This window comes from Nonomuraea sp. NPDC049624 (assembly GCF_040675255.1).
GTDB lineage: Bacteria > Actinomycetota > Actinomycetes > Streptosporangiales > Streptosporangiaceae > Nonomuraea.
Window position 1 is genome coordinate 81,865 of the sequence record NZ_JBFAOR010000004.1, and the last position, 21,722, is coordinate 103,586.

Sequence of the window (21,722 nt, forward strand, 5' to 3'; positions counted from 1 at the left end):
TTCGCCTGAAAGGTGTGCGTTCACGCCCTTATATGGCGGAAGCGTCTGAGACAATAAGAACAACTGTTCTCCCGGATGGAGAAACCCCGGCGACGGTGTACTAGACCGCCCCGGGGCTGTGGCCGATCAACCTTCGTAGCAGGAGATCGACGTGACAGAACTTAACCTCTTCGGCGGGCCGTCCGCCAACTTCGAGGGCAACTATGGCGTGGTCCACTACCCACAGACCGGGCAGTCCTTACGGTGGGTGAAGATCAACGGCGTTCCATGGCTGCACTTCGCGGACATCTGTAAGGGCACCGGTCACGCCAACCCTCGCTCGGCGATCCACCTCGTGGAGGAAGGCGACAAGCGTAAGATCGACATGCGGACTCTCTCCGCAGGTCAGACCGCCGTAAACTTTCCGACGCCGGGTACGGGCAACGCTGAGGCGTGGTTCGTAAACGAGGACGGCTTCGCTACGATCGGCCTCGCGGGTCGTGGCGATGGCCCCCGAGTGTTCCGCCGCTGGGTCGTCAAGGTAGTCATCCCCGGCTTCCGAGCGCAGCAGCGTGAGTTGAGCCGCAAGGATCTCGCGCTCATGGTCGTCGCCGCCGAGGAGGAGCGCGAGCGCGCCATCGCCGAACGCGACCATGTCCGCCGCGAACTGGTCGCAGTCGCGCCCAAGGTCGCCGTCTTCGACGCATGGTTCGACCCCGAGAACGCCGTAGAGCCCACGGACTTTGCCAAGCGCATCGGCCTGCGGTCTGCCCAGCAGTTGAACGGCCACCTTCGGGATCTCGGCATCCTGCGGCGAGACAAGCACCCTCGCACTGGGAAGGCCCGCAACCTGCCCACCGCCGACTGGGGTCACTGCTTCAAGGTCGTCCCCACGCGGATCCCCACGGGCGGATTCGTTGATGTCGCCTGGATCCTGCCGCAAGGACAGTTAGAGATCGTCGAGGAGCTGCGGAACCACGGCCTGATCGACTTCTGACCTTGCAGACCTCCGGGCGGGTATGAGGACACACCAACCTAGGTGCGCGTCTTCGCTGGCAGAACCCGCCCGGACCTCGTCCCGTCCGGTTCGCTGCCGATGAGTTGGCGGAATCCTAGTCACAGAGGGCGGCGCGGCGGCGATAGTAGAGCTGTGGGGATTGTCGGGAAGGGGCTCGCCGCGCTCGCCGCGGCCGGCATCGTAACTTGGGCGCTGTTCCGCCTCGTGGGGGCGGCGACGGCTCCCGCGCTTGCCGAGGACGATGTGATCAACTTCTACGGGCATCTTCAGCAGGGCAACTTCGAGAAGTGCAGCGAATCGAAACAGATCAGGTTCGCCATCTTCGCGGAGGCAGGCCAGCAGCTAGCAGCCAAGATGGGCGTCCCAACGTGCGAAGAGGCGCTCGCGGTGGCCAAGCAGAAACTCGCTGGCTTCAACCTGGACGACTTGACGCTTGAAGAGGTCGACGAGTTCGACTACAAGGGCTTGTCGCAGAACCCGATGACTCGGTACCGGCTTAGCGACAACCCCCTAGGATTCACGATCTTGAGCGGAGGATACGACTCGATCCTCCTGCGGGTCGGGATCGCGGAACTCGCATAGCGCCTCGAATAGCCGTTCGACCAGCTGGGTATCCTCGCTCTCATGCAAGGCCCGCCAGTCGTGAAACTCCCAGCTCACCCCGCTGGAGCAGGACACATCCTGGCGTGGCGGCAGAAGCCTGACCGGTCGTGGGAAGCGCTCATCGAGTACGTGATCGACGCACCAGGCTTCCGTGGCGGACTACAGAAACCCACACAGTCATGGATGCCGGCCCACGAGGTCCAGCCCGTACAGGGCGAGGACTACAGCCGAGTGCCACGCACCCACGCCTGACCCGCAGCCTCAAGAACCCTGCGGCCTGATCCCCGCAGGTTAGACGGCCCCGAGAGCACCCCGGGCTCGGGGCCGTCGCCACACCCCGGGAGACCCCTCATGTTCCTCAACGTCCTGTTCGGCATCCTCTACATCGCGGCGATCCTGATCGCTGCCGGTGGATGCCTCGGCATCTACAACCTGTTCCTGACCGACAGCCGCTTCAACGTCGGCATCCTTGGCCACATCGGTGTCTGGCTGGTGAGCCTGGGCACCCTCGCAGGACTCATCACGATCGCCGCGAGCAACCAGTGGGGGCCGTTCGACCCAGACGGCTGCAGCCGCTCTCACCCCTGCGTCCGAATCATCCAGGGGCAGCAGTGAGCGGCGGGAGCATCGGCCTCGTCCGAGTCTGGCGCGTGCTCGCCGACCCACCAGGCAGCCCCGAGGCATTCTTCATCGCACGCTTCGCGCTCCCCATCGGAGCGGTCTGCGTCGCGACCTGGTCCGCGCTCGACCTACACGGCGTGCAGCCTGTCACCCTCGGCGACGTGCTCTGGACGTTCGCCCTCCTGTGGGTGGTACGGCAACGCGACGAGGCCAGAGCCGAGTGCCGCAGCAGAGAGAAGCGGTCGTGAGCGGCGGCTCCTACGACTACATGGGCTCCCGAGCTGGTTGGTGCGACTTCATCCACCTGCCGGACACCCTCACGCGCATGCGCGACCGCCTCCAAGAACTCCCATACGCGGCCAAGGCTGCAGCCGACACTCAGACGGTCATCGACCACCTCAACGCCGCCATCGATCAAGCCGCGAAGCTCGGCCCGGCATGGCACGCCATCGAATGGTGGACCTCCGGCGACTGGGGCGAAGACCAGGCCAAGCTCGTCGTCGAGCACTACGCCACCTGCCCATGCGATCCCGGCTTGCGCTGGGACGCCGACGGCAACGGCTGGCTGCTCACCTGCCAAGGCGAGGAGAAGTCGTGAGCGACGACCTCAGAGCAGAGATCGCGCGCCTTCGAGCGGGAGAGGCCGACACTCCGGCCGAAGAGGGCACGACTCCGACACCCGCTCAGTGGATCCGCATGTGGAACGACGGCACCGCCGAGCAGCGCCTCAAGTGGGCGTCTATCGTCCTGGCCAACAGCGAGCAGGCGGCGAGGTGCTTCCAGATGGACCACGAAGGCCGCCTTGCGGACGTAGACCCGCTCCTCCGGGCGCTTCAGCATCCCCGCCTTCTGCTTTCGGGAGACGAGAACGGCGGCGTAGGGCTCCACTGCCGAGACCACTTCGACGCAGGACGTCCGCTCGCCTACTACGGCGACGCCCACCCCGATCCGGAGATGACCACCGTCCAGACCATCCCCAGCCTGTGGGCCGAAGCAGTCAAGCACCTGAGCACAGCCCACACAGTGGACACGCAGAGTGAGAAATCAGGCTCCGAGTCATCAAATTCGCGGGCCTGATACCTACCCTCCGTGAACACCGCAGGTCGCCTCTGACCCACAAGCCGCCCCTGCGCCTTGAACCCTTGGAGGTGTGATGGGACGCCAAGCCCGCAAGTGCAAGGGCCGCAAGACCAACGGCGACCCCTGCAACAACTACGCCATCACTGGCGGCATGGTGTGCCACGCCCACGGCGGACGCGCCAAGCAAGTGAAGGCCAAGGCCGCCGAGCGGGTAGCGGAAGAGAAGGTCCGCGCGGCTCTGGCTCGCATGGACGTCGAGCCGATCACCGACCCGCTGTCGGAGCTGTCGAGGATCGCAGGCCAGGTGGTCGCGTGGAAGGACACGATCGCCGACAAGGTCAACGAGCTCACCAGCCTTCGCTACTCGACCGAGGGTGGCGAACAGCTCCGCGCCGAAGTCGCTCTGTTCGAGCGGGCGCTGGACCGGTGCGAGAAGTTCCTCACCGCCATGGCCCGGCTCAACATCGACGAACGGCTGGCCCGCATATCCGAGCGGCAGGCCGACATCATCATCAAGGCGATCACCGCGACCCTCGCCGAGCGGGGGCTGTCGGTGGAGGAGCAGGCGGAGGCGCGGCGTGACGTTGCTCGCAGACTCCGCGTTGCTTCGAGCGGCTGAAGCTCTCGACGAAGCTGGGCAGCCGTCCCCGTACCTGAACGACCCGGTCGGCTGGGTGAAGGAGCGGCTCGGCGGACACCTGTGGTCGAAGCAGCGCGACATCGCCAACTCGATCGTCGACCACCGCCGTACCGCAGTGAAGTCCTGCCACAACGCCGGCAAGAGCTTCCTCGCCGCGCAGATCGCCTGCTGGTGGATCGACGTCCATCCGCCCGGTGAGGCGTTCATCGTCTCCACCGCCCCCACCTACGCGCAGGTGCACGCGATCCTGTGGGAGGAGATACGCAAGGCGGCGAAGAACCCTGCGGGAGACCCGCTCCCGGGGCGGGTGCTTCAGAGCGATGAGTGGAAGCTCGAAGACGGCACCCTGGTCGGCTGGGGCCGCAAGCCCGCGGATCAGGACCAGCACGGCTTCCAGGGCATCCACCGCCGCTACGTGCTCGTCATCCTGGACGAAGCCTGCGGCATCCCCGAACAGCTGTGGGTAGCTGTCGAGGCCATCACGACGGGCGCCGACTGCCGCATCCTGGCGATCGGCAACCCGGACGACCCCAACACCGAGTTCGGCAGCGTGTGCCGGCCCGGCTCCGGCTGGAACACGATCCGCATCTCGGGGTTCGACACGCCCAACTTCACCGATGAGCCGTTCCCCGAGCACCTGCGTCCGCTGATGCTGTCCCCGGAGTGGGTGGAGGACAAGCGGCGCCGCTGGGGCGAAACCTCGCCCCGCTACACCTCCAAGGTGCTGGGCGAGTTCCCTGAGGTCGGCGATGACACGCTCATCTCGCCCCGCTGGATTGAAGCCGCACAGCAGCGGACGCTCTCGCCTGGCCCGGTGAACGTGCTCGGCGTGGATGTCGCCCGGTTCGGCTCCGACCGCAGTGTCTTCTGTCTGGCCCGCGGCCCTGTCGCTCGGATCGTCGCCGACCACGCCCACGCCCGGACGACAGAGACGACCGGCAAGGTCATCGCCGCCAAACGCGAACACCACGTGCACGAGATCCGCGTGGACGGCGTCGGCGTCGGCTCAGGCGTCGTCGACGAACTCCTCGAAGCCGGGCACGACGTCCTGGACATGCAGTCCGGTGCCGGCGCGATGGATCGGGAGCACTTCGCCAACGCCCGCGCCGAATGGTGGTGGGGTCTACGTGAACGCTTCGAGCAGGGCGACATCGACCTCGACCCCGAGGACGACGAACTCGCCGCCCAGCTCGGGACGCTCAAGTACAAGTACACGGCCCGCGGCCAGGTCCTCATCGAATCGAAGGACGACATGAAGAAACGCGGCCTGCCGAGCCCGGACAGGGCCGACTCAGTGATGCTCGCCTACGCCCACGTACCCCCGCCTGACGAAATCGTCGACGGTGACGACATCGACGACGAACTGGCGCTGAGTATCAGCCCGTACTGACTGAGGGAGGCCGTTCGTGGGTATCGCCTCCCGACTCCAGGAAGTGCTCTACCGGGCGACAGGCCAGTCCGAGAGGGCGGAACAGGTCCGCGCCGACCGGATGCTGATGGAGCACATCCAGGAGTCGATCTCCGATCTTGAAGCCCGGATGTACGAGCCCGGTTGGCAGCGGCTCACTGCCACGGTGGAGGAGGAGTTCTCCCGGGGCGGCCTGCAGCAGATCACTGCGGTCTGCCGCATCATGACGATCAAGTCTCCGCTGCTGCGCCGCGGGCTGAGCCTCCGCACCGGGTACGTGTGGGGTCAGGGGGTCCAGATCTCCGCCCGGGCGACGGGGGAGCAGGGGCAGGACGTCAACAGCGTCGTGCAGCGGTTTTTGGACGACCCGGGCAACCGCAGGACGTTGACCGGTGACCAGGCGCACGAGGAGCTGGAGCGGGCTCTCTACAGCGACGGGAACGTCTTCCTGGCACTCTTCACCAGCCCGCGCACGGGCCGTGTCCAGGCGAGGACCCTGCCGTGGGATGAGATCACCGACGTCATCTGCAACCCCGAAGACCGCAGCGAGCCCTGGTTCTACCGCCGCGAATGGTGGGAAGACCGCCGCACCGAGTCCGGTATCCAGCAGATCCGCCACGTCGCCTACTACCCGGCGCTCGGCTACAACCCGCCCCTCAAGCCGCGGAGGCTGACGTTCCCCTTCTACGGGGACGACCAGCTCGCCGAGGTCATGTGGGACGCGCCCGTCTACCACGTCAAGGTGAACGGGCAGCTCGGCTGGAAGTTCGGCCTCCCGGACAGCTACGCGGCCGTGGACTGGGCGCGCGCCTACAAGGACTTCCTGACGGACTGGGCGACCCTGATCAAGGCCCTGTCCCGGTTCGCGTGGAGGTTGACGAGCAAGGGGTCCAAGCAGGCCGCGGCCAAGGCCCGCATCGCCCAGGCCCCCACGACCGACCGGTACGGCGGGGAACCGCAGCGCGCCGGCGCCACCGCGTTGATGACGCCCGACATGGCTCTCGAAGCTGTGCCCAAGTCCGGCGCAACCATCGACTCCGAGTCCGGCCGGCCTCTCGCCGCCATGGTCGCCGCCGCGCTGGACGTGCCGGTGACGATGCTGCTCGGCGACCCGGGCACGACCGGCGCCCGGGCGACCGCGGAGACCTTGGATACGCCCACCGAGCGGAGCATGGAGCTGCGCCGGTCCGTGTGGGCGGAGGCGTACCGGCGCATCCTGGACCACGTCATCGACCAGGCCACCAAGGCTCCACAGGGCCCGCTCAAGGGCAAGGTGGCGAGGGACGAGGACGGCGTCGAGACGGTCGAGCTCGCTCAGGACACCGACCGCACCGTGGACATCTCGTTCCCGGACATCGACGACCTGGACCCGGGCGTCATCATCGACTCGATCACCAAGGCAGACGGCACCGGCTACCTGCCGCCGCTCGTCGTCGTACGTCTCCTCCTAGAGGCGCTTGGGGTGAGGGACGTGGAGAGCATCTTGGAAGCGCTGACCGATGAGGAAGGAAACTTCCGGCCTCCCGAAGGGGCGTCGAAGGGCACCGGTCAGGCAGCAGTGGATGCGTTCCGTCGTGGCGAGGACCCTGCCGCGCTGCTCGCCGGACGCAAGCCTGAACCGGAGGACGACAAACCGGCCGACCCTGACCAGCCCGACGCCCAGCCTGACGACTCCGAGGACGACGACAAGGAGTAGGCGATGGCGATCACAGCAGAGACGCTGAGGATCGCCGAACAGCTCCGCCGGCAGGTCGGCTTCATCATCGACGGCGTCACCCGTTCCCTGACCGCTGCATGGGTGAGGGCGTGGGATGAGGTGGTGTTCGAGGTCGCCGCCGCAGTCGCGGAACTCTTGCAGGTCGGGGACGGCGGCTGGCCGACGAGGCGGCAGATAGAGCGCACCGCTCGCGCTATGCGGGCCATGGACATGGTGGGGGCGAGCTTGGAACGCCTCGCCGCGGTGACCCGCTCCCAGACGGCCACAGCAGCCGCAGAAGCCGCAAGAGTAGGGCTCCAGGGGCAGGGCGACCTGATCGCTTCACAGTTGCCGTACGGGTCCACGCAGGCTCTCGCGGCCCGGTATAGGGCTCAGCAGCCTGACGCGATTGACGCGATCGTGCGCCGCACTGCCGAGCAGATCAACGCCGCGCACTGGCCGCTCGCTGATGAGGCGACCGAGGCGATGAAGCGCGAACTGGTGCGGGGCGTCGTCGTGGGCGACAACCCGCGGACGGCAGCGTCACGGATGGTCCGCAACCTGGAGGGCGAGTTCAACGGCGGGCTGACAAGGGCGCTCAACCTCGCCCGGACCGAGACGCTCGATGCTCACCGGCAGGCCGCCGAGATCGGGCAGGAGCAGCACGGCGACGTCCTTGAGGGCTGGGTGTGGGATGCGGAGCTCAACTCCAGCAGGGGCCGCACCTGCCCGAGCTGCTGGGCCCTGCACGGGAAAGTCTTCCCGTTAAGCGTTCCGGGGCCGATCGACCACCAGCAAGGCCGCTGCAGCAGAACCCCGAAAACCAAGAGCTGGGCCGACCTCGGCTTCGACATCGACGAACCCGACGACCTCATCCCCGACGCGCGGCAGATCTTCAACGACCTGCCCGAGTCGGAGCAGGTCGCCATCATGGGGCGCCGACGCCTCGACCTCCTCAAGTCCGGGGATGTGGCTTGGGAAGACCTGTCGGACCTTCGCACCACCGATGGCTGGCGCGACTCGTACGGGGTGCGATCGGTCAAGGACCTGGAGCGCATCGCCTCCGGCCGTCAGCCGGAACCGCGCCCCTCCTCTACCCCTCGACCGGAACCGTCGCCCGCGCCGACCCCCGCCCCCGAACCAGCGCGTGCAGTCCCGGAGGACGCGCAGCCCTACCACCGGACGCTGGACGGCATCCAAGACCTCGCCGACCTCGTCGAGAGCGGCCCACCCGATGACCGGAGACCGCTCGGCGGCGGCGCAGTCGCCGAAGTCGAACTGCTCACCTACCCGGACGGCCGCCAGGTGGTCCGCAAGACCTCCCGGCCCGGCTCGGGCGGCACGCAGGAGGCGGCAAGCGAGCAACTTGCCAGCCTGGTCGCCCGTACGCTCGGGCTGCCGGCCCCAGCGGTGTACCGCAACTCCGACGACGCCATCTTCATGGAGTACGCCGCAGGCAAGACAGCCCAGGAGATCATGGGCTGGGGCGGCGACCTCACCCCTGACCTCCGAGCGGCGATCGACAGCAACGAGGGCGCCCTGCTCGGCCTCCTCGACGTGCTGATCTTCAACTGGGACCGCAACGCCGGCAACTGGATGCTCGACGAGCGCGGTCGTCTGGTCCCGATCGATCACGGCGTCGCCTGGACAGAGATGCCGAACGAGAGCATCGGAACCCTGCTGGAGTACATCCAGTCCCCGTTCGCCGACCGGGTGACAGGCGACTCCAACCCGTTCACGAAGGCCGACCTCGCCGAAGTCCGGCAACGCCTCGAAGGGCTTCGCCCCGACTTCGACCACATCGGCCAGGGCGATCGGATCGACTACGGGATGCAAGTCCTCGACCTGCTCGCCGACCGTGCGCGAGGGCGCCGGAACTTGATCGCGAGGGTACGGTGACGTCGTGGCCGTCGTGGTGAACATCGTCAGCGTGCAGGACGGGCAACTCGTGTCCCGCGCCACCCTGGCCGATGACGGCACAGTCACCTACCAGGGTGATGCCGCCCGCTCCGCTGTACGACGCTGGCTCCTGGCAAACCGTGGCCGCACCGAGGCCGACGCCATCCGGTCTCTCGCTGTCGATGGCTGGTCCAACGGCTACCTGATGGTTGCTCGCGACCAGTAGACCGCACCCCTTCCTGACTTCTCGGCTGTCCCGTTCGCGCCCTCTCAGCTGCCCGGATGGAGGCTGATTGCGTCCTACGGGCCGCGTTGGCGTCGCGGTGTAGGGCGGGCAGCTAGCCAGCCCGCAGCGGCGGGACGGCCGCCCCCTTTCCACCTCGCTCGGAGGACCTGATGTCCGTGTCCGAACTGCTGACCGTCATCGCTGCCCTGTGTCTGCTCGCCGCAGCCATCTACGCCGCTGTCCACAAGGCGTGGATCGCTGCGCTCGTGTGCACGGCCGGGGCGCTGCTCGTCTTCGCCGGCTTCCTGCCTCACATCACCTGACCTGGAGGTCACCATGCCCGAACAGCAGGCGCTCACCGAGCGCGTGTCGCTCGCTGAGGCTGCCGGAGGGCAGGCCCCGAAGGGACGCCGCTTCCGAGCTCGAATCATCCAGGGCGACATCCAAGGCTCCAGCGGGTTCTACCCGGCGGAGATGCTGAAGCGGGACGCTGCGGTGTTCCGCGAGGGCCTGCCGGTCTTCCTCGACCATCCGGGCGCGACAGAGTCCTACGACCGGCCTGAGCGGTCAGTCAGGGACCTCGCCGGCAAGCTGGCCTCTGCCGCCGTGTACGAGCGGGACGGCCTGTACGCCGACGTCGAGGTGTACCCGCACTGGGCGCCCGTCGTCGAGGCCATGGCCGGCGACATCGGCATGTCGATCCGGGCTTCCGGAACGGTCGAGGCGTCGAAGGACGAAGCGATCCGAGGGCCGATCGTGACCGCGCTGACCGAGGCCGCGTCCGTCGACTTCGTGACTGCGGCCGGCGCCGGCGGAAAGGTCGTCGCACTCCTGGAGTCGGCGCGAGCCCAGGCAGGTGACCTGCTTCGCAAGGCCACCGAGGCTGCCCACCCCACAACGGACGACACCTCCGAGGACGAACCCGACACACCTGATGTCCAGACCGACGGCCAGGACGACGAGGACGAGCCTGCCAAGAAGACCGCCGCGGCCATCGAGGCCGCAGCCCATGACGTACCGGCGCCGCCGGTCACCACCCTGAAGGAGGGAGCCCCCGTGAGCGGAGGCACCGCACAGGGCACGCCGTCTGGCGGCCCGATCGACCTGAGCGAGGCTGCGGAACTGCGCACTGCCCTCGCCGAGGCCAAGCAGAAGCTCGCCGAGGCGGAGCTGGAGATCGCCAAGCTCGGCGACCAGTCCCGGCAGCTCGCCGAGGCCAAGACTGCGCTGGCCGAGGCCGAGCGCACCAACCGGCGACTGACCGCCGACAATGCTGCCCGCGACAAGGCGGTTGCGGCTCTTGGCGAGTCGACGCTGCCCGAGGTTGCCCACTCCAAGGTGATCGAGTCGGTGACCGGCGCCAACGTGCCCCTCAACGACGAGGGCTCGCTGGACGAGGCGAAGCTGGTCACCAACATCAAGGCCGCCATCGAGGCCGAGCGAGCCTACCTGACTCGGTTCGCTGAGGCGGCCGGCATCGGCCAGGTCCGCGGGCTCGGCGAGAGTGGCGCCCCGCAGGTCAACGTGGAGTCCGAGCTGAACAACATTTTCGTGTCGCTCGGCATGAGCGAGAGTGCGGCCTCCGTCGCCGCGAAGGGGCGTGGCTGACATGGCTACCAACCGCGTGTTCGAGCACGGCCGCCAGTTCGAGGCCAACGTCTCTGCCGTCACCGGCACCGGAGCCGGCGGCAAGGTGCTGTCCGGTGACCCCGTCGTCATCGGCCAGCTTCCGGCGGTCGCCCTCACCACCGAGGACGCCGACGGCATGGCCACCATCCAGACCGACGGCGTCTTCAACCTGCCGGTCAAGGGCGAAACCACCACCAACGCCGCCGTGGCCATCGGCGACATCGTCTACTTCGACAGCGACAAGCTCAACAAGGACAACACCAACGGCGTCCGATTCGGCTACGCGCTGGAGGCCGTCTCCAGCGGGGCGACGACCCGTATCCGCGTCAAGGTCGGCTACTGAGGCCGGGAAGGACTACCACCACCATGACCGATCTGACGACCCTGCCGGACGAGGGCACCCGCCCCGCCGCAGAGGCCACCCCGGCGTGGCTGAAGGAAGGCGCCGGGCAGGGCATTCGTAGCCTGCGCGCCCGCCGCCAGGCCGACCCCAACTACGGGACCAGGCTGGTGGAAGCGGCCCGCCTCTACCAGCGGGCGTGCCATGGCGACCGCAGAGCCCTGATCGACTTCGAGGAGGCGATGACCACCAGCGACTTCGGTCTGCTGTTCGCCGACATCCTCGACAAGCAGCTGCTGGGCGCCTACCAGGACTGGCCGTCCACGTGGCAGATGTACACGCGCCGCGGCACTGTGCGCGACTTCCGACCGGTCAAGAGGTTCGCCCTCGACGGCGCGTCGTCCACCCTGGACGAGGTGCCGGAGCGCGGCGAGTACCCCGAGGCTGCGCTCATCGCATCCGAGTACGAGTACCGCGTCACCAAGCGGGGCCGTCGCCTCGACTGGACGTGGGAGATGCGCGTCAACGACGACCTGGACGCCTTCCGCGAGCTTCCGATCATCCTGGGGCGTGCGGCGAAGATGACCGAGGACAAGTTCGTCACCGGGCTGTACGCCAGCGCGAGCGGCCCGAACAGCACGTTCTTCTCCGCCGGGCACGCCAACGTCGTCACCGGCAACCCTGCGCTGTCCGTCGAGGCGCTAGAGGTCGCCATGACGGTGCTGGCGTCGCAGCGAGACAGCGACGGCAACCCCATCTTCATCGACAACCTCGTGCTCGTTGTCCCGCCTGCGCTTGAGGTCGTGGCCAACAACATCCTCAACGCCGTGCAGATCGACGCCGCGACTGGCGGCGGCGACGGCACGGGCCACAACCAGCTGCGCGTCAACAACTGGCTCGCCCGCCGCGTCAGCGTGGTCGTCAACCCGTGGCTGCCGATCGTCTCGGCCACCGCCAACGGCAACACCTCGTGGTACCTGATCGCCCAGACCATGGCCGGGAGGCCGGCGATGGAGGTCGGTTTCCTGCGCGGCTACGAGCAGCCGCAGGTGTTCGTCAAGGCCCCCGACTCGCTGCGTGTCGGCGGCGGGATGGCCGCAGTGGAGGACGGCGACTTCGAGACTGACGCCATCCGCCACAAGGTGCGTCACGTCCTGGGCGGCGTCCTGATGGACTACAAGATGGCCGTCGCCTCGAACGGCACCGGCACGCCGTGAGCCTGCCGCAGCCGCGCAACGCCACGGAGACGTACCTGGCTGCGATCAACGACCGGCTCGGGCAGATCCTCGACCGGCTCCCTGCGCGTACGCAGGAACCGGACGATGGGCAGGTCGAGCTGCGCGAGCCGGCCACGCCGAACCCTCACAGCGACAAGCCCGCGGAATTGGCTGAGCCAAGCCCGCGGGCGTCTCGCAGGCGAACGAAGAAGACAGGAGGGGCCTGATGGGCACCACCGCCAAGGGCGTGGCCGGCGGCCTCGCCTCACTCAACGCGTCGGGTCGTATCCCGGCATCGCAGAAGATGCTCACCGCGACCGCCACGCTGGACTTCGCGTCCATCGCCGCGGGCGCGGTTGGCACGCTCACAGCGACCGTCACGGGCGCCGCGACGGGCGATTTCGTGCTCGTCGCCCCACCCGGCAACCTGACCGCGGGCCTGGTGCACTCCGCCTTCGTCAGCGCTGCGAACACGGTGACGATCCGGATCATCAACGGCACCGCTGGGGCGATCGACCCGGCGTCGGCCACGTGGGGTATCGCCGTCATTCCCGCCTCCTAGGAGGTCGGCATGGCGATCGACTACACCACCGACCGAGGCCGGGTCAGGCTGCTCGTTCCAGACGTGGACGAGGCGAACCTGCTGCTCGCCGACGACCAGATCGACGCCTTCCTTGCCTTGGAAGGCTCGGTCAAACTGGCCGCGGCGGCGGCCCTCGACACCATCGCCTCGTCCGAGGCGATGGTCGGCAAGAAGATCCGCACCCAGGACCTGCAGACCGACGGCCCTGCTGTGGCCGCCGAGCTGCGGGCCAGGGCTGCGGAGCTTCGCCGCCAGGTGGACGAGGGCGTCGGGGACGACTCGGTCGGCTTCGACGTCGTGGACTTCGACCCATGGCGCGGCTACCGCGGATATCTAGGCTACGAGCCCTGCTGAGGGGAGGCCCTGGTGTCTCCTCTCGCAGGCTCCGCCCCGATCCATCCGAGGTGGTCCGAGCATCACCGCCCGACCGCAACCGGTACTCAAACGGCCACCTGCACGATCACCAGGACCGGTGCTGGCGAAGGCACGACCGACGCGGACGGCACCTGGCATCCCCCGGCTGCCGCCACCATCTACAGCGGGTCCTGCCGGGTCAGCTCCCGCTCGGCCCGCTCCGGCGTGATCTGGCACGTCACCGGAGACGAGAAGATCGCCGAATACGACTACATCGTTGCCGTGGAATGGGATGCCGCAGAGGTGCTCGAACACGACATGGTCGAGTTCGACAGCGCCGCCGACCCGCTTCTACCCGGTAAGGAGTTAGTGGTCATTGGCGTCGCCTACGCGTCCGAGCAGTGGGAGCGGATCTTGATGTGCCGCGCCAACCTCACCGACAGGGAGGCGTGATGGGCTGGGATGTCTCCGACCTCGACAGGTATATCGGCCATCTCGGTGATGCGCGCCCCAAGGTAGAAGCGCTGACCAAGGTCGTCGTCAAGAAGATGGGCCTCGACACCGTGGCGGGAGCTCAGAGCCTTGCGCCGGTGGACACAGGAAACCTGGTCGGCACCATCGGTGTGGACCCCATCGATGAATGGATGGGGTTTGAGGCGGGACCAACCGCCGCCTACGGCGCGGATGTGGAGTTCGGGACGCAGCCCCATGAGATCCGCGCCAAGGGCGCCGACGCTGGCGGCGCCAAGGCACTGTTCTGGGAAGGGGCCAATCACCCAGTCAAGGCTGTCCAGCACCCTGGTACCGCGCCTCAGCCGTACATGCGGCCCGCGTTCGAGAAGGCGACCGCACCAGTCGATGATGTGATGTCGCAGGTGGGGAAGAAGGCGCTCGAATGATCCCCGTCGCGCCCTCAACCCCGCACACCGATGCCGTCGTGGGTGCCATCGCGGCGATCCCGATGTTGGTCGCTCGGGCCAAGATCCCTGCTGGCGCAGGCTGGCAAGGAACCCCTGGATCATCGGCTTTCGTTCGGTACGCGGTCGTCTACCCGTTCCCCGGCACCCCTGAAGGCAACCTCGCCCAGCCGTACGAGTACCTGAACTACCAGGCGCAGATCAGCATCTTCGGCGCCACCGCGACACAGGCCGAGGACGGCTTCGATGACGTCAACGCCGCCCTCATCGGCCAGCGCCTGACCGTCGCCGGTCGCTCCACATACCCGGTACAGGCACCGCCAGGTCAGCGGCCATTGAGACGGGACGACTCCCTGCCCGTGCCTGTGTACATGGCCGTGGTCGAGATCGAGTTCAGGTCTCAGCCCGCCTAACCCCATCCCGTAACTCGTAGCCCGACACCGGCAGGTGTGCGGGCTCTTCGGCATGCCCGAAAGGAGCCCGTAGTGGCTACCCGCACAGCACAGGCGATCACCGTCGCTGGTGTCACGCCCACATACAACGCCGCGACCGCCACCACCGGAGACAAGGTCAAGGCTGGCCCCCGGAACTGGGTCCACTACAAGAACGGTTCAGGCGCTGGCATCACCGCCACCGTGTCCGGTGTCGGCCAGACCTCCTACGGCGTGGATCAGCCGGACAAGGTCTACAACATCGCTGCCGGCGCTGAGCTGCTGATCCCGCTGCTCCCGGAGTTCGGGGACCCAGAAGACAGCGGCCTGGCGACGATCATCTGCTCGTCTGTCACCAGTGTGACGTTCGCGGCGCTGCGGATCTGACATGCCACGCACCCGGATCACGGTCCGCTCCAAGACGACGGGCCTCACCGCAGAGATCGCCGCCGAGGCGCTCGACCATTTCCCCGACTACGAGCCCGTCGAGGCCGCACCTGAAGCGGTGTTCGTCGAGCCCGAACTCCCGCCCGCCGAGGCGGTTGAGATCCCCAAGACTTCGCGCCGCAGCACGGCGGCCAAGACCACCGAAGAGGAGTGACCCATGGCTGCCGACCTTCTGGGCGACGGCAACGTCAAGGTGACGTTCTGCCTGACTATCGCCAACATCTCCGCGCCGACCGCCGCCGAATGCAACGCCGGCGTGGACCTGCAGGAGTACATCACCAAAGACGGCCTGGGCATCAGCCCCGAGCAGGCCGCGGTGGACAACACCGCCCTGGCCTCGCGGGACGAGACGGAGGACGCCGGAAGCGTCAAGTACTCGATCGAGCTGACGGTCAAGCGGAAGGAAGTCTCAGCCGAGGACATCGGCTGGAACACCCTCACCGACCGGACGCTCGGCTACCTGGTCGTCCGGCGCAACATGGCGCACGAGACCGCCTACGCCGCCGGGCAGCACGTCGAGGTGTACCCGGTCAGGTGTGGCCGGCCGAACATGCAGCCGCCGGAGCTGAACGCAGCACAGCGGTTCGTGTCGAAGATGTTCAACCACTCCACGTCCGACCCTGACGCGCTGGTGGCGGCGTAGATGCAGAGCATCAACGAGATCCTCGGGCAGATGCGTCTGCCCGAGCGCACCTTCAACCTGTGCATGCGCCCAGATCTGTTCGTCCAGTGGGAGCAGGCGGAAGCCGAACTGGACGCCGCGCGACGATCCGACACCGGCTCCTTGGCGGGCGTCAGCGCGGCGGCGAAGGCGGCGGCCAAGCGCGTCCAGGAGATCGAGGCGGAGATGGACGAGCACACGGTGCCGATCCTGCTCCGGGCTCGCACGCAGCAGGAGTGGTCGGACCTGGTGGCGGCTCACCCGCCGCGCGAGGACTCCGACGACGGGCTATGGAATGGCAAGACGTTCTCTCGGGCGCTTCTTGCCGCCTCGGCTGTTGCGCCTGAAATGAGCGTGGAAGACGCTTCCGCTCTTGTCGACAAGCTGACGTTGGGCCAGTGGAACAGCCTGCAAGAGGTGCTGTTCAACCTGAACTCGCAGGTCGTGGAAGTCCCAAAATCCAGGAGCGCCTACGAGACGCTCCGCAGGTCGCGGAAGAAGTAGCCCTCGCTGCTGAGTTGCGGGTACCTCGGTCGATCCTTTTAGGCCGTCAGCGCAGGTCGGTGACGGTCTATGAGTACGACGAGCAAGGCCGGCTTGTCCGCTCGGTGACCACGCACGACGCGGAGTGGTCGGACGAGGATCGCGGTTACGTGACAGCTCATCGGCGTAACGAGCATGAGAAATGCCCAGGCTGTGGCCTGCCTCTGAGCGAGACGACCGATCCCGAGCATGAGGGTGCTTATGAGGCTCCGCCCCCGATGCGGTGCCACGCCTGCACTCCTCTGGAGCACAGGAAAGACGAGTACAAGCAGAGCCCGCCGGGCCTGCTGTTCCGCGTCTACCTGAAGGTGAAGGGTGCGCTCAGATAGCGCCCAGCATCACCCGCATGATGATGGACAGCAGTATCGCGCCGACGCTGAGGATCATGCCGGTGATTGACAGGGGCCGGTTGTTGGCGGTTCCGATCTTGGCTTTCGTCAGCCCAACCCCCGAGAAGATCACGCCCACGAGTCCAAGCCAGAAGCCGATTCCAGCGAGCACCATGGTCAGGTCGCACACCACAGCGAGAATCCCGACGATCAGCCCGACGAGGCCCGCCCAGTTGTGCGTCGTGGGCGCCGGCATCGGCGGCCGGTAGCCGGGCGGGGGCCCCTGCCACTGCTGCTGCGGCTGGGGCGCGTACAGGTGGCCGCCCGGGTTGGGCGGCTGCTGAGGGTAGGGCCCGTGCGGCTGTGATGGCTGCTGCGGGTACTGCTGGCCGTACTGGTCCTGAGGGCCGGGATACGCCATGTGGGGCTCCTGAGGGAGTAGGGGTGCGCGCGTAAGACGCGCCACAGGTTGGTGCGGTTTGCACCGTTACACGCCAGGGCCTGAGACGTCCCGGAATCCCGCGAAATTGAGACCAGGGCGGAGGTGACTCCGTCGTGGCCGACCGCACCGTAACCGTCCGCCTCGATGCTGACGTCAAGCCGTACATGGCGGCGCTGGCCAAGGCCGAGGCGGCGACGAAGCGCTTGCGGGACGCCATGTCAGGCGACCTCAAGATTGACGCCGACACTCGTGCGGCCACCGCCCAGATCCAGGCGCTGCAGCGCGAGGTCGACCGTCTCTCCGGCAAGAAGACCACCGTCACCGCTGACGCGGACACGGCGCGGGCACAGGCCGAGCTGGACGAGCTACGCCGGCGTCTGGACGAGCTCAACGTCCGGCGCGTGATGGGCGTGGACCTGGACGACGGGGCGGCCCGGTCGGAGCTCAACTCGATCCAGCGAGACCTGGAGAGGCTAAACGCCACCAGCGCCGACCCCAAGGTCCGCGTCGACTCTGCGGCTGCGCTAGCGCAGGTGCGCACGGTCCAGTCGGAGATGGCTCGGGTCGATGGCCGGTCCGCCAAGGTCAAGGTCGACGCTGACGTGAGCGGAGCCCTCCGCAACATCGCGATCGTCGCCGCGGCTCTGGCGTCGCTGCCGTCCGCGGTTTCCATCGGCGTAGGCGTCGCTGGACTGGGCGCGGCGTTCGGTGCTGCTGCTGCCGGCGCGGCCGGGTTCGCTGCGGTCGCCGTGCCTGGCATCTCCCGGGTGGCGGACGCACTCAAGCAGGCCGAGACGGCTGGCGGCGGCGCTGGCGGCGCGATGAAGTCGGCGGCCCAGAAGGCGGCAGAGGCGGCATCGGCAGCCCTGCGGTTGGCTGAGGCTCAGGACCGGGTCGCGGACAGCGCCAAGGCCGTCAAGTCGGCGCAGCAAGCCGTGCGGGACGCCATGGCCGGTGTCCGCTCGGCGCAGCAGGATGCGGCCCGTGCGGCCGAGGATGCCGCTGATCGGCAGGCTCAGGCGTCCGCCCGAATCGCCGATGCAGAGCGAAGCGTCCAGGACGCCCATCGCGCCACACAGCGGGCCATTGAGGACCTGACGAGGGCGCGCGAGCGAGCCCAGGAGCGCATCGAAGACCTGGCGTTGGCCACCGAACGCGGCGCCCTGTCGGAGGAGCGAGCCCAGCTCTCCATCAAGAGAGCGCAGGCTGAACTCGCGCGGATCCTCAACGATCCGAAGGCGTCTGCCTTGGACAAGGAGGACGCTCAGCTCCGGTTGCGCGAGGCCGAGCTCTCCCTAAAGGAGATCCAGGAGCGCAACGGCGACCTCGCCAAGGAGCGCGAGGAATCCGACCGGAAAGGTGTCGAGGGCAGCGACGAGGTTGTTGCTGCTAAGGAGCGGATCCTTCAGGCACAGCAGGCCGAGGCTGCGGCCGAGCGGTCGCTGGCGGAGGCGCGAGCGGAGTCAGCGCGTGCTGCCCGCGACGGGGCACGTGATGTCGCCGACGCCAACACTCGCGTCGCCGACGCGCAGCGGAAGGTCGCAGACGCCCAGCAGGCGCTGGTCAAGGCCCAGCGTGACCACCTGAGGGCCGTTCAGGCACTCAAGGTCGAGCAGCTCCAGCAGAAGGCCGCGCTGGAACAGACTGGCGGCGCTGCCGGCGGGGCTGCCTCCAAGATGGCGGAACTGTCGGCCGAGGAGAAGAAGCTCGCTGCGGCGATCAAGTCGTTCCAGGAGGACTACCTCGCCTGGCAGAGGAGTCTCCAGCCTGACGTCTTCCCGGTGCTCGCGAAGGGGCTCGACGTCCTCCGCGTCGGCATGGACCGGGCAACGCCGCTGGTCAAGGGCGGCGCTCAAGGGCTCGACCGATTCGCCGACTCCGCTAAGAAGGCGCTGCAGTCGCGCGAATGGACTGACTTCTTCGATGACCTCGGGCGGCGGGCCCCCGACGCGATCGCAGGTCTTGGCAACGCCGCGATCAACGTGGCGGGCGGGCTGCGCGGCATCGTCGAGGGGTTCCTGCCATACACAGGGCCGCTGACTCAGTGGGTCGAGGACATCTCACAGGACTTCGAGGACTGGGGGAGCAATCTCAAGGACAGCCCAGAGTTCAAGGAGTTCCTGGAGTACGCGGAGCAGAACGGGCCGAAGGTCGCCGAGATCGTCAAGAACATCGCCCAGTTCATCGGCAACGTGGCCGCAGCCGGCGGCCAGATCGGGCCTGGAGTTCTCGACTTCTTCGTGTCCCTGTCGGAGAAGCTGGCGTCTCTGCAACCCGCTCAGGTCGAAGCGATCGCGAAGGGCGTAGCGGCGATCTTCGCAGCCGCGAAGGTGGGCACCACGCTCAAGCTCGGCGGCTTCCTGCTCCTCGCTGACGTGCTGTCCAAGATGAGCCCCGGCCAGATCCAGGCGCTGGCGATCGCCATCGTGGCGGCAGTCAGCGCCGTGAAGGGCTACCAGCTCGTCACGGGCGCAGCCGAGTGGTGGCAGACCCTATCCGGCAGCCTCGACAAGGCCGGCAAGTCGGCGGACGGCGCCAAGGGCAAACTCTCGGGCCTGTCAGGGACGCTCAAGGCGGGCGGCATGGCGGCGGTCCTGGCGGCCGTGGCGGTCGTCGCGGACAAGGTCGGTGATTCGCTGTCTGGGTTGAACCCCGACATCGACGAACTGGCCAAGCGGATGGCGAGCCTGGCGCAGCAGAGCAAGCCGGCTGCTGCTCAGCTCAATGTGTTCGGGTCGAACCTGGACACGTTCGCTGGGGATATGGCCCGGTCTGGCACGTGGTTCGCGCCGGTGGTGGGCCAGTTTGAGTCCCTTGGCGAGACCGTGTCCCGGCTCAACAGCGACAACCCGTTCGCCCAGCTCACCAACGAGATCGCGTCTATGGCCTCGTCGGTCACGGGTGACCTGTACAGCGTGGACACGGGCCGGCAGCGGCTGGAGAACTTCGACAAGACCCTCACGTCCATGGTGAAAAGCGGCAACAGCCAGCAGGCCGCGGCCCTGTTCAACGAGTTGGCCAAGCAGGCGGGGCTCGCTGGCGGAGACGTGGACAAGCTGCGGGAGCTGCTGCCGGGCTACAGCTCTGCTGCTGCGGCTGCTCAGCAGGCCACGGCGCCGACTGGGGATGCGCTGCGGGATCTGGGCAGCTCGGCGGATGGGGCGGCCACGAATGTGGACACGCTGCGTTCGGCGATCAGCCAGCTCACCAGCCTCACGGCCACTGCCATGCAGTCGGAGATCAACTACAAGCGGGCGGTGGACGATGCGGCTGCCTCCATCAGGGAGAACGGCCGAGCGCACGACACCAACAGCGAGGCGGGGCGCCGCAACCGCGAGGCTCTTATCGGGCTGGCGGAGAAGGCCAACGCCTACCGGGACGCTCTCATCGAGCAGGGAACTCCGCTCGACGAGGTGACCCGGAAGGTCGGCGCACAGAGAGACCAGTTCATCAGCCTGGCCGAGAAGATGGGTTTCTCGCGCAAGCAGGCCGAGGAGCTCGCCACCAAGCTGGGCTTGATCCCCGGCAATGTGAAGACGGACGTCAAGACGCCTGGCGGCAAGGAAGCTCTCGAACTGATCAAGGAGTACGAGAAGAAGCTCGCCGCGCTGGACGGCAAAACCGTCACCACGACGATCCGCGAGTTCTACATCCGCAAGCAGGAAAACCTCAAGGCGCGCTCCGGCGGCATCTTCGCCTACGCAGAGGGCGGCATTCAGAGGTTCGCTGCTGGTGGGCGTAGCACTCCGCCGAACATGGCGACCGGCCCGACCATCCTGTACGGGGAGGGCGCCGACCAAGAGGCGTTCATCCCGTACGAGTCCAGGTATCGGGCGCGGGCGATCGACCTGCTCTCGCAGGTGGCGTCAGATTTCGGCCTGGAGGTGTACTCCGCTCAGGCATCCCAGCAGGTGCAAAGCCTGACCGGGGCGATCGACGCCACCAACATGCAGGTGGGCACCGGCCTTACCGCTGCGGTGGCTGGCCTGGACGCGACGATGGGGCAGACGGGTTCGCTGACGGCCTCGATCAAGCAGGTGGGATCCACAGCGGAGCAGCTTGACCGGTCTTGGCTTGCCGGATCGGCGGTTATAGGCAACACGATCGATCTGCTCGGTACGGGCGTCTCCAGCATGTCGTCGACGGTCGCCAAAAGCGTGGATGGGCTGACCGGCAGCGTGTACGAGCTGACAAAGACCATGGCCAACCTCAAGGAGGACGCCGGGGCGTCCAAGGGTGGCGTGTCGGCGTCGGCGAAGAAGTCGATGGGGTCCCTCAAGGGTGGCCTTGTCGAGGGCAACCAGCCGTTGTCTGCGAAGCCACAGAACATGGTGGCTGGTAACCAGCCGCTGGACGGAAGCTTCGTCTACTCGGGGGCGTCGGCGTTGACGTCGGCCCCGGTCAACTCCAGTCGGGTGTCTGCCCCTCAGCAGGTGACGCCGTCGCGGTTCTCTTCGCCGTCCGGCAGCGGTTCCAGCTCCATGCAGTCCGGCGGTGCCGGCGGGGGAGCTGGTGGGGTGTCCGGGCCGGCTGTGGTGATTCAGGAGCAGAACGTCTACCAGGACGCTGACGCTGACCGGTTCGCCGCTCAGGCGGCGATGCGCGTTCGAGGCCGCGGGCGCTGACCGTGCCTCTCATCTCATCTCTTCGACCTGCTGG

General features: G+C 67.5%; 25 protein-coding genes. 24 read left to right on the forward strand and 1 reads right to left on the reverse strand.

The features are described 5' to 3' along the window. The first annotated feature begins 151 nt into the window (after positions 1–151). The 23 genes from AB0J76_RS16615 (at position 152) to AB0J76_RS16725 (ending at position 16,253) form a co-directional block, all read left to right on the forward strand. Positions 152–976 (forward strand): BRO family protein, encoded by an 825-nt coding sequence (locus AB0J76_RS16615; protein WP_352321152.1) that lies wholly within the window; start codon positions 152–154, stop codon positions 974–976. 153 nt (positions 977–1,129) lie between these two features. After that, positions 1,130–1,579, forward strand: a complete 450-nt coding sequence (locus AB0J76_RS16620; protein ID WP_352321154.1) for a hypothetical protein — start codon at positions 1,130–1,132, stop codon at positions 1,577–1,579. A 372-nt stretch (positions 1,580–1,951) separates the two neighbouring features. Next, positions 1,952–2,215 (forward strand): hypothetical protein, encoded by a 264-nt coding sequence (locus AB0J76_RS16625; RefSeq protein ID WP_352321155.1) that lies wholly within the window; start codon positions 1,952–1,954, stop codon positions 2,213–2,215. Between the two features lie 250 nt (positions 2,216–2,465). Then, complete coding sequence (locus AB0J76_RS16630; RefSeq protein ID WP_352321159.1) at positions 2,466–2,819, forward strand: hypothetical protein; 354 nt, start codon at positions 2,466–2,468, stop codon at positions 2,817–2,819. After that, positions 2,816–3,298, forward strand: coding sequence for a hypothetical protein (locus tag AB0J76_RS16635; RefSeq protein ID WP_352321161.1), 483 nt, complete (start codon positions 2,816–2,818; stop codon positions 3,296–3,298). The genes AB0J76_RS16630 and AB0J76_RS16635 overlap by 4 nt, the downstream gene beginning before the upstream one ends. A gap of 76 nt (positions 3,299–3,374) precedes the next feature. Then, positions 3,375–3,920: a hypothetical protein gene (locus AB0J76_RS16640; RefSeq protein WP_352321163.1), complete on the forward strand. Its 546-nt coding sequence runs from the start codon at positions 3,375–3,377 to the stop codon at positions 3,918–3,920. Beyond that, a complete protein-coding gene (locus tag AB0J76_RS16645) occupies positions 3,880–5,331 on the forward strand; it encodes a hypothetical protein (RefSeq protein WP_352321165.1) in 1,452 nt (483 codons plus the stop codon). The genes AB0J76_RS16640 and AB0J76_RS16645 overlap by 41 nt, the downstream gene beginning before the upstream one ends. Positions 5,332–5,347: 16 nt before the next feature. Beyond that, on the forward strand, positions 5,348–7,045 hold the full coding sequence (locus tag AB0J76_RS16650; RefSeq protein WP_352321167.1) for a hypothetical protein: 1,698 nt from the start codon (positions 5,348–5,350) through the stop codon (positions 7,043–7,045). Positions 7,046–7,048: 3 nt separating this feature from the next. Further along, positions 7,049–8,944 carry a hypothetical protein gene (locus AB0J76_RS16655; RefSeq protein ID WP_352321169.1) on the forward strand — a complete coding sequence of 632 codons (1,896 nt, stop codon included), beginning with the start codon at positions 7,049–7,051 and terminating at the stop codon, positions 8,942–8,944. Between the two features lie 4 nt (positions 8,945–8,948). Further along, positions 8,949–9,170, forward strand: a complete 222-nt coding sequence (locus AB0J76_RS16660) for a hypothetical protein (RefSeq protein ID WP_352321171.1) — start codon at positions 8,949–8,951, stop codon at positions 9,168–9,170. Between the two features lie 176 nt (positions 9,171–9,346). Continuing rightward, the gene (locus AB0J76_RS16665; RefSeq protein WP_352321173.1) at positions 9,347–9,493 is read left to right on the forward strand and encodes a hypothetical protein; all 147 of its coding nucleotides are present in this window, start codon (positions 9,347–9,349) and stop codon (positions 9,491–9,493) included. A 13-nt stretch (positions 9,494–9,506) separates the two neighbouring features. Beyond that, positions 9,507–10,778, forward strand: a complete 1,272-nt coding sequence (locus AB0J76_RS16670) for a hypothetical protein (RefSeq protein WP_352321174.1) — start codon at positions 9,507–9,509, stop codon at positions 10,776–10,778. Position 10,779: 1 nt separating this feature from the next. Continuing rightward, positions 10,780–11,142: a DUF2190 family protein gene (locus AB0J76_RS16675; RefSeq protein ID WP_352321176.1), complete on the forward strand. Its 363-nt coding sequence runs from the start codon at positions 10,780–10,782 to the stop codon at positions 11,140–11,142. A 23-nt stretch (positions 11,143–11,165) separates the two neighbouring features. Continuing rightward, positions 11,166–12,356 (forward strand): Mu-like prophage major head subunit gpT family protein, encoded by a 1,191-nt coding sequence (locus tag AB0J76_RS16680; RefSeq protein ID WP_352321177.1) that lies wholly within the window; start codon positions 11,166–11,168, stop codon positions 12,354–12,356. A 226-nt stretch (positions 12,357–12,582) separates the two neighbouring features. Then, entirely contained in the window at positions 12,583–12,918 is a 336-nt protein-coding gene (locus AB0J76_RS16685) for a hypothetical protein (RefSeq protein WP_352321179.1), read from the forward strand. A 9-nt stretch (positions 12,919–12,927) separates the two neighbouring features. After that, positions 12,928–13,293: a hypothetical protein gene (locus tag AB0J76_RS16690; RefSeq protein ID WP_352321180.1), complete on the forward strand. Its 366-nt coding sequence runs from the start codon at positions 12,928–12,930 to the stop codon at positions 13,291–13,293. A 12-nt stretch (positions 13,294–13,305) separates the two neighbouring features. Next, on the forward strand, positions 13,306–13,746 hold the full coding sequence (locus AB0J76_RS16695) for a DUF6093 family protein (protein ID WP_352321182.1): 441 nt from the start codon (positions 13,306–13,308) through the stop codon (positions 13,744–13,746). Beyond that, positions 13,746–14,192 (forward strand): HK97 gp10 family phage protein, encoded by a 447-nt coding sequence (locus AB0J76_RS16700; protein ID WP_352321183.1) that lies wholly within the window; start codon positions 13,746–13,748, stop codon positions 14,190–14,192. The genes AB0J76_RS16695 and AB0J76_RS16700 overlap by 1 nt, the downstream gene beginning before the upstream one ends. Beyond that, the gene (locus AB0J76_RS16705) at positions 14,189–14,623 is read left to right on the forward strand and encodes a hypothetical protein (RefSeq protein WP_352321185.1); all 435 of its coding nucleotides are present in this window, start codon (positions 14,189–14,191) and stop codon (positions 14,621–14,623) included. Before AB0J76_RS16700 ends, AB0J76_RS16705 begins: the two co-directional genes overlap by 4 nt. Positions 14,624–14,695: 72 nt before the next feature. Further along, entirely contained in the window at positions 14,696–15,028 is a 333-nt protein-coding gene (locus AB0J76_RS16710) for a hypothetical protein (RefSeq protein WP_352321187.1), read from the forward strand. Position 15,029: 1 nt separating this feature from the next. Beyond that, positions 15,030–15,242, forward strand: a complete 213-nt coding sequence (locus AB0J76_RS16715) for a hypothetical protein (RefSeq protein WP_352321189.1) — start codon at positions 15,030–15,032, stop codon at positions 15,240–15,242. A 3-nt stretch (positions 15,243–15,245) separates the two neighbouring features. After that, positions 15,246–15,731 (forward strand): hypothetical protein, encoded by a 486-nt coding sequence (locus AB0J76_RS16720; RefSeq protein WP_352321191.1) that lies wholly within the window; start codon positions 15,246–15,248, stop codon positions 15,729–15,731. Next, positions 15,732–16,253 carry a hypothetical protein gene (locus tag AB0J76_RS16725; RefSeq protein WP_352321193.1) on the forward strand — a complete coding sequence of 174 codons (522 nt, stop codon included), beginning with the start codon at positions 15,732–15,734 and terminating at the stop codon, positions 16,251–16,253. A gap of 360 nt (positions 16,254–16,613) precedes the next feature. On the opposite strand, the gene AB0J76_RS16730 is transcribed toward AB0J76_RS16725, so the two are convergent. Beyond that, on the reverse strand, positions 16,614–17,042 hold the full coding sequence (locus tag AB0J76_RS16730) for a hypothetical protein (protein WP_352321194.1): 429 nt from the start codon (positions 17,040–17,042) through the stop codon (positions 16,614–16,616). Positions 17,043–17,176: 134 nt separating this feature from the next. Between AB0J76_RS16730 and AB0J76_RS16735 the strand changes: the two genes are divergently transcribed. Beyond that, on the forward strand, positions 17,177–21,688 hold the full coding sequence (locus AB0J76_RS16735) for a hypothetical protein (protein ID WP_352321196.1): 4,512 nt from the start codon (positions 17,177–17,179) through the stop codon (positions 21,686–21,688). Positions 21,689–21,722: the final 34 nt, after the last annotated feature.

Bases quoted from the DNA above. Each gene is read 5' to 3' on its own strand.
- AB0J76_RS16675 (WP_352321176.1), top strand. From the start codon at position 10,780: ATGGCTACCAACCGCGTGTTCGAGCACGGCCGCCAGTTCGAGGCCAAC.
- AB0J76_RS16725 (WP_352321193.1), top strand. From the start codon at position 15,732: ATGCAGAGCATCAACGAGATCCTCGGGCAGATGCGTCTGCCCGAGCGC.
- AB0J76_RS16700 (WP_352321183.1), top strand. From the start codon at position 13,746: ATGGGCTGGGATGTCTCCGACCTCGACAGGTATATCGGCCATCTCGGT.
- AB0J76_RS16730 (WP_352321194.1), bottom strand. From the start codon at position 17,042: ATGGCGTATCCCGGCCCTCAGGACCAGTACGGCCAGCAGTACCCGCAG.
- AB0J76_RS16705 (WP_352321185.1), top strand. From the start codon at position 14,189: ATGATCCCCGTCGCGCCCTCAACCCCGCACACCGATGCCGTCGTGGGT.
- AB0J76_RS16720 (WP_352321191.1), top strand. From the start codon at position 15,246: ATGGCTGCCGACCTTCTGGGCGACGGCAACGTCAAGGTGACGTTCTGC.
- AB0J76_RS16715 (WP_352321189.1), top strand. From the start codon at position 15,030: ATGCCACGCACCCGGATCACGGTCCGCTCCAAGACGACGGGCCTCACC.
- AB0J76_RS16640 (WP_352321163.1), top strand. From the start codon at position 3,375: ATGGGACGCCAAGCCCGCAAGTGCAAGGGCCGCAAGACCAACGGCGAC.
- AB0J76_RS16685 (WP_352321179.1), top strand. From the start codon at position 12,583: ATGGGCACCACCGCCAAGGGCGTGGCCGGCGGCCTCGCCTCACTCAAC.
- AB0J76_RS16670 (WP_352321174.1), top strand. From the start codon at position 9,507: ATGCCCGAACAGCAGGCGCTCACCGAGCGCGTGTCGCTCGCTGAGGCT.
- AB0J76_RS16690 (WP_352321180.1), top strand. From the start codon at position 12,928: ATGGCGATCGACTACACCACCGACCGAGGCCGGGTCAGGCTGCTCGTT.
- AB0J76_RS16655 (WP_352321169.1), top strand. From the start codon at position 7,049: ATGGCGATCACAGCAGAGACGCTGAGGATCGCCGAACAGCTCCGCCGG.
- AB0J76_RS16680 (WP_352321177.1), top strand. From the start codon at position 11,166: ATGACCGATCTGACGACCCTGCCGGACGAGGGCACCCGCCCCGCCGCA.
- AB0J76_RS16625 (WP_352321155.1), top strand. From the start codon at position 1,952: ATGTTCCTCAACGTCCTGTTCGGCATCCTCTACATCGCGGCGATCCTG.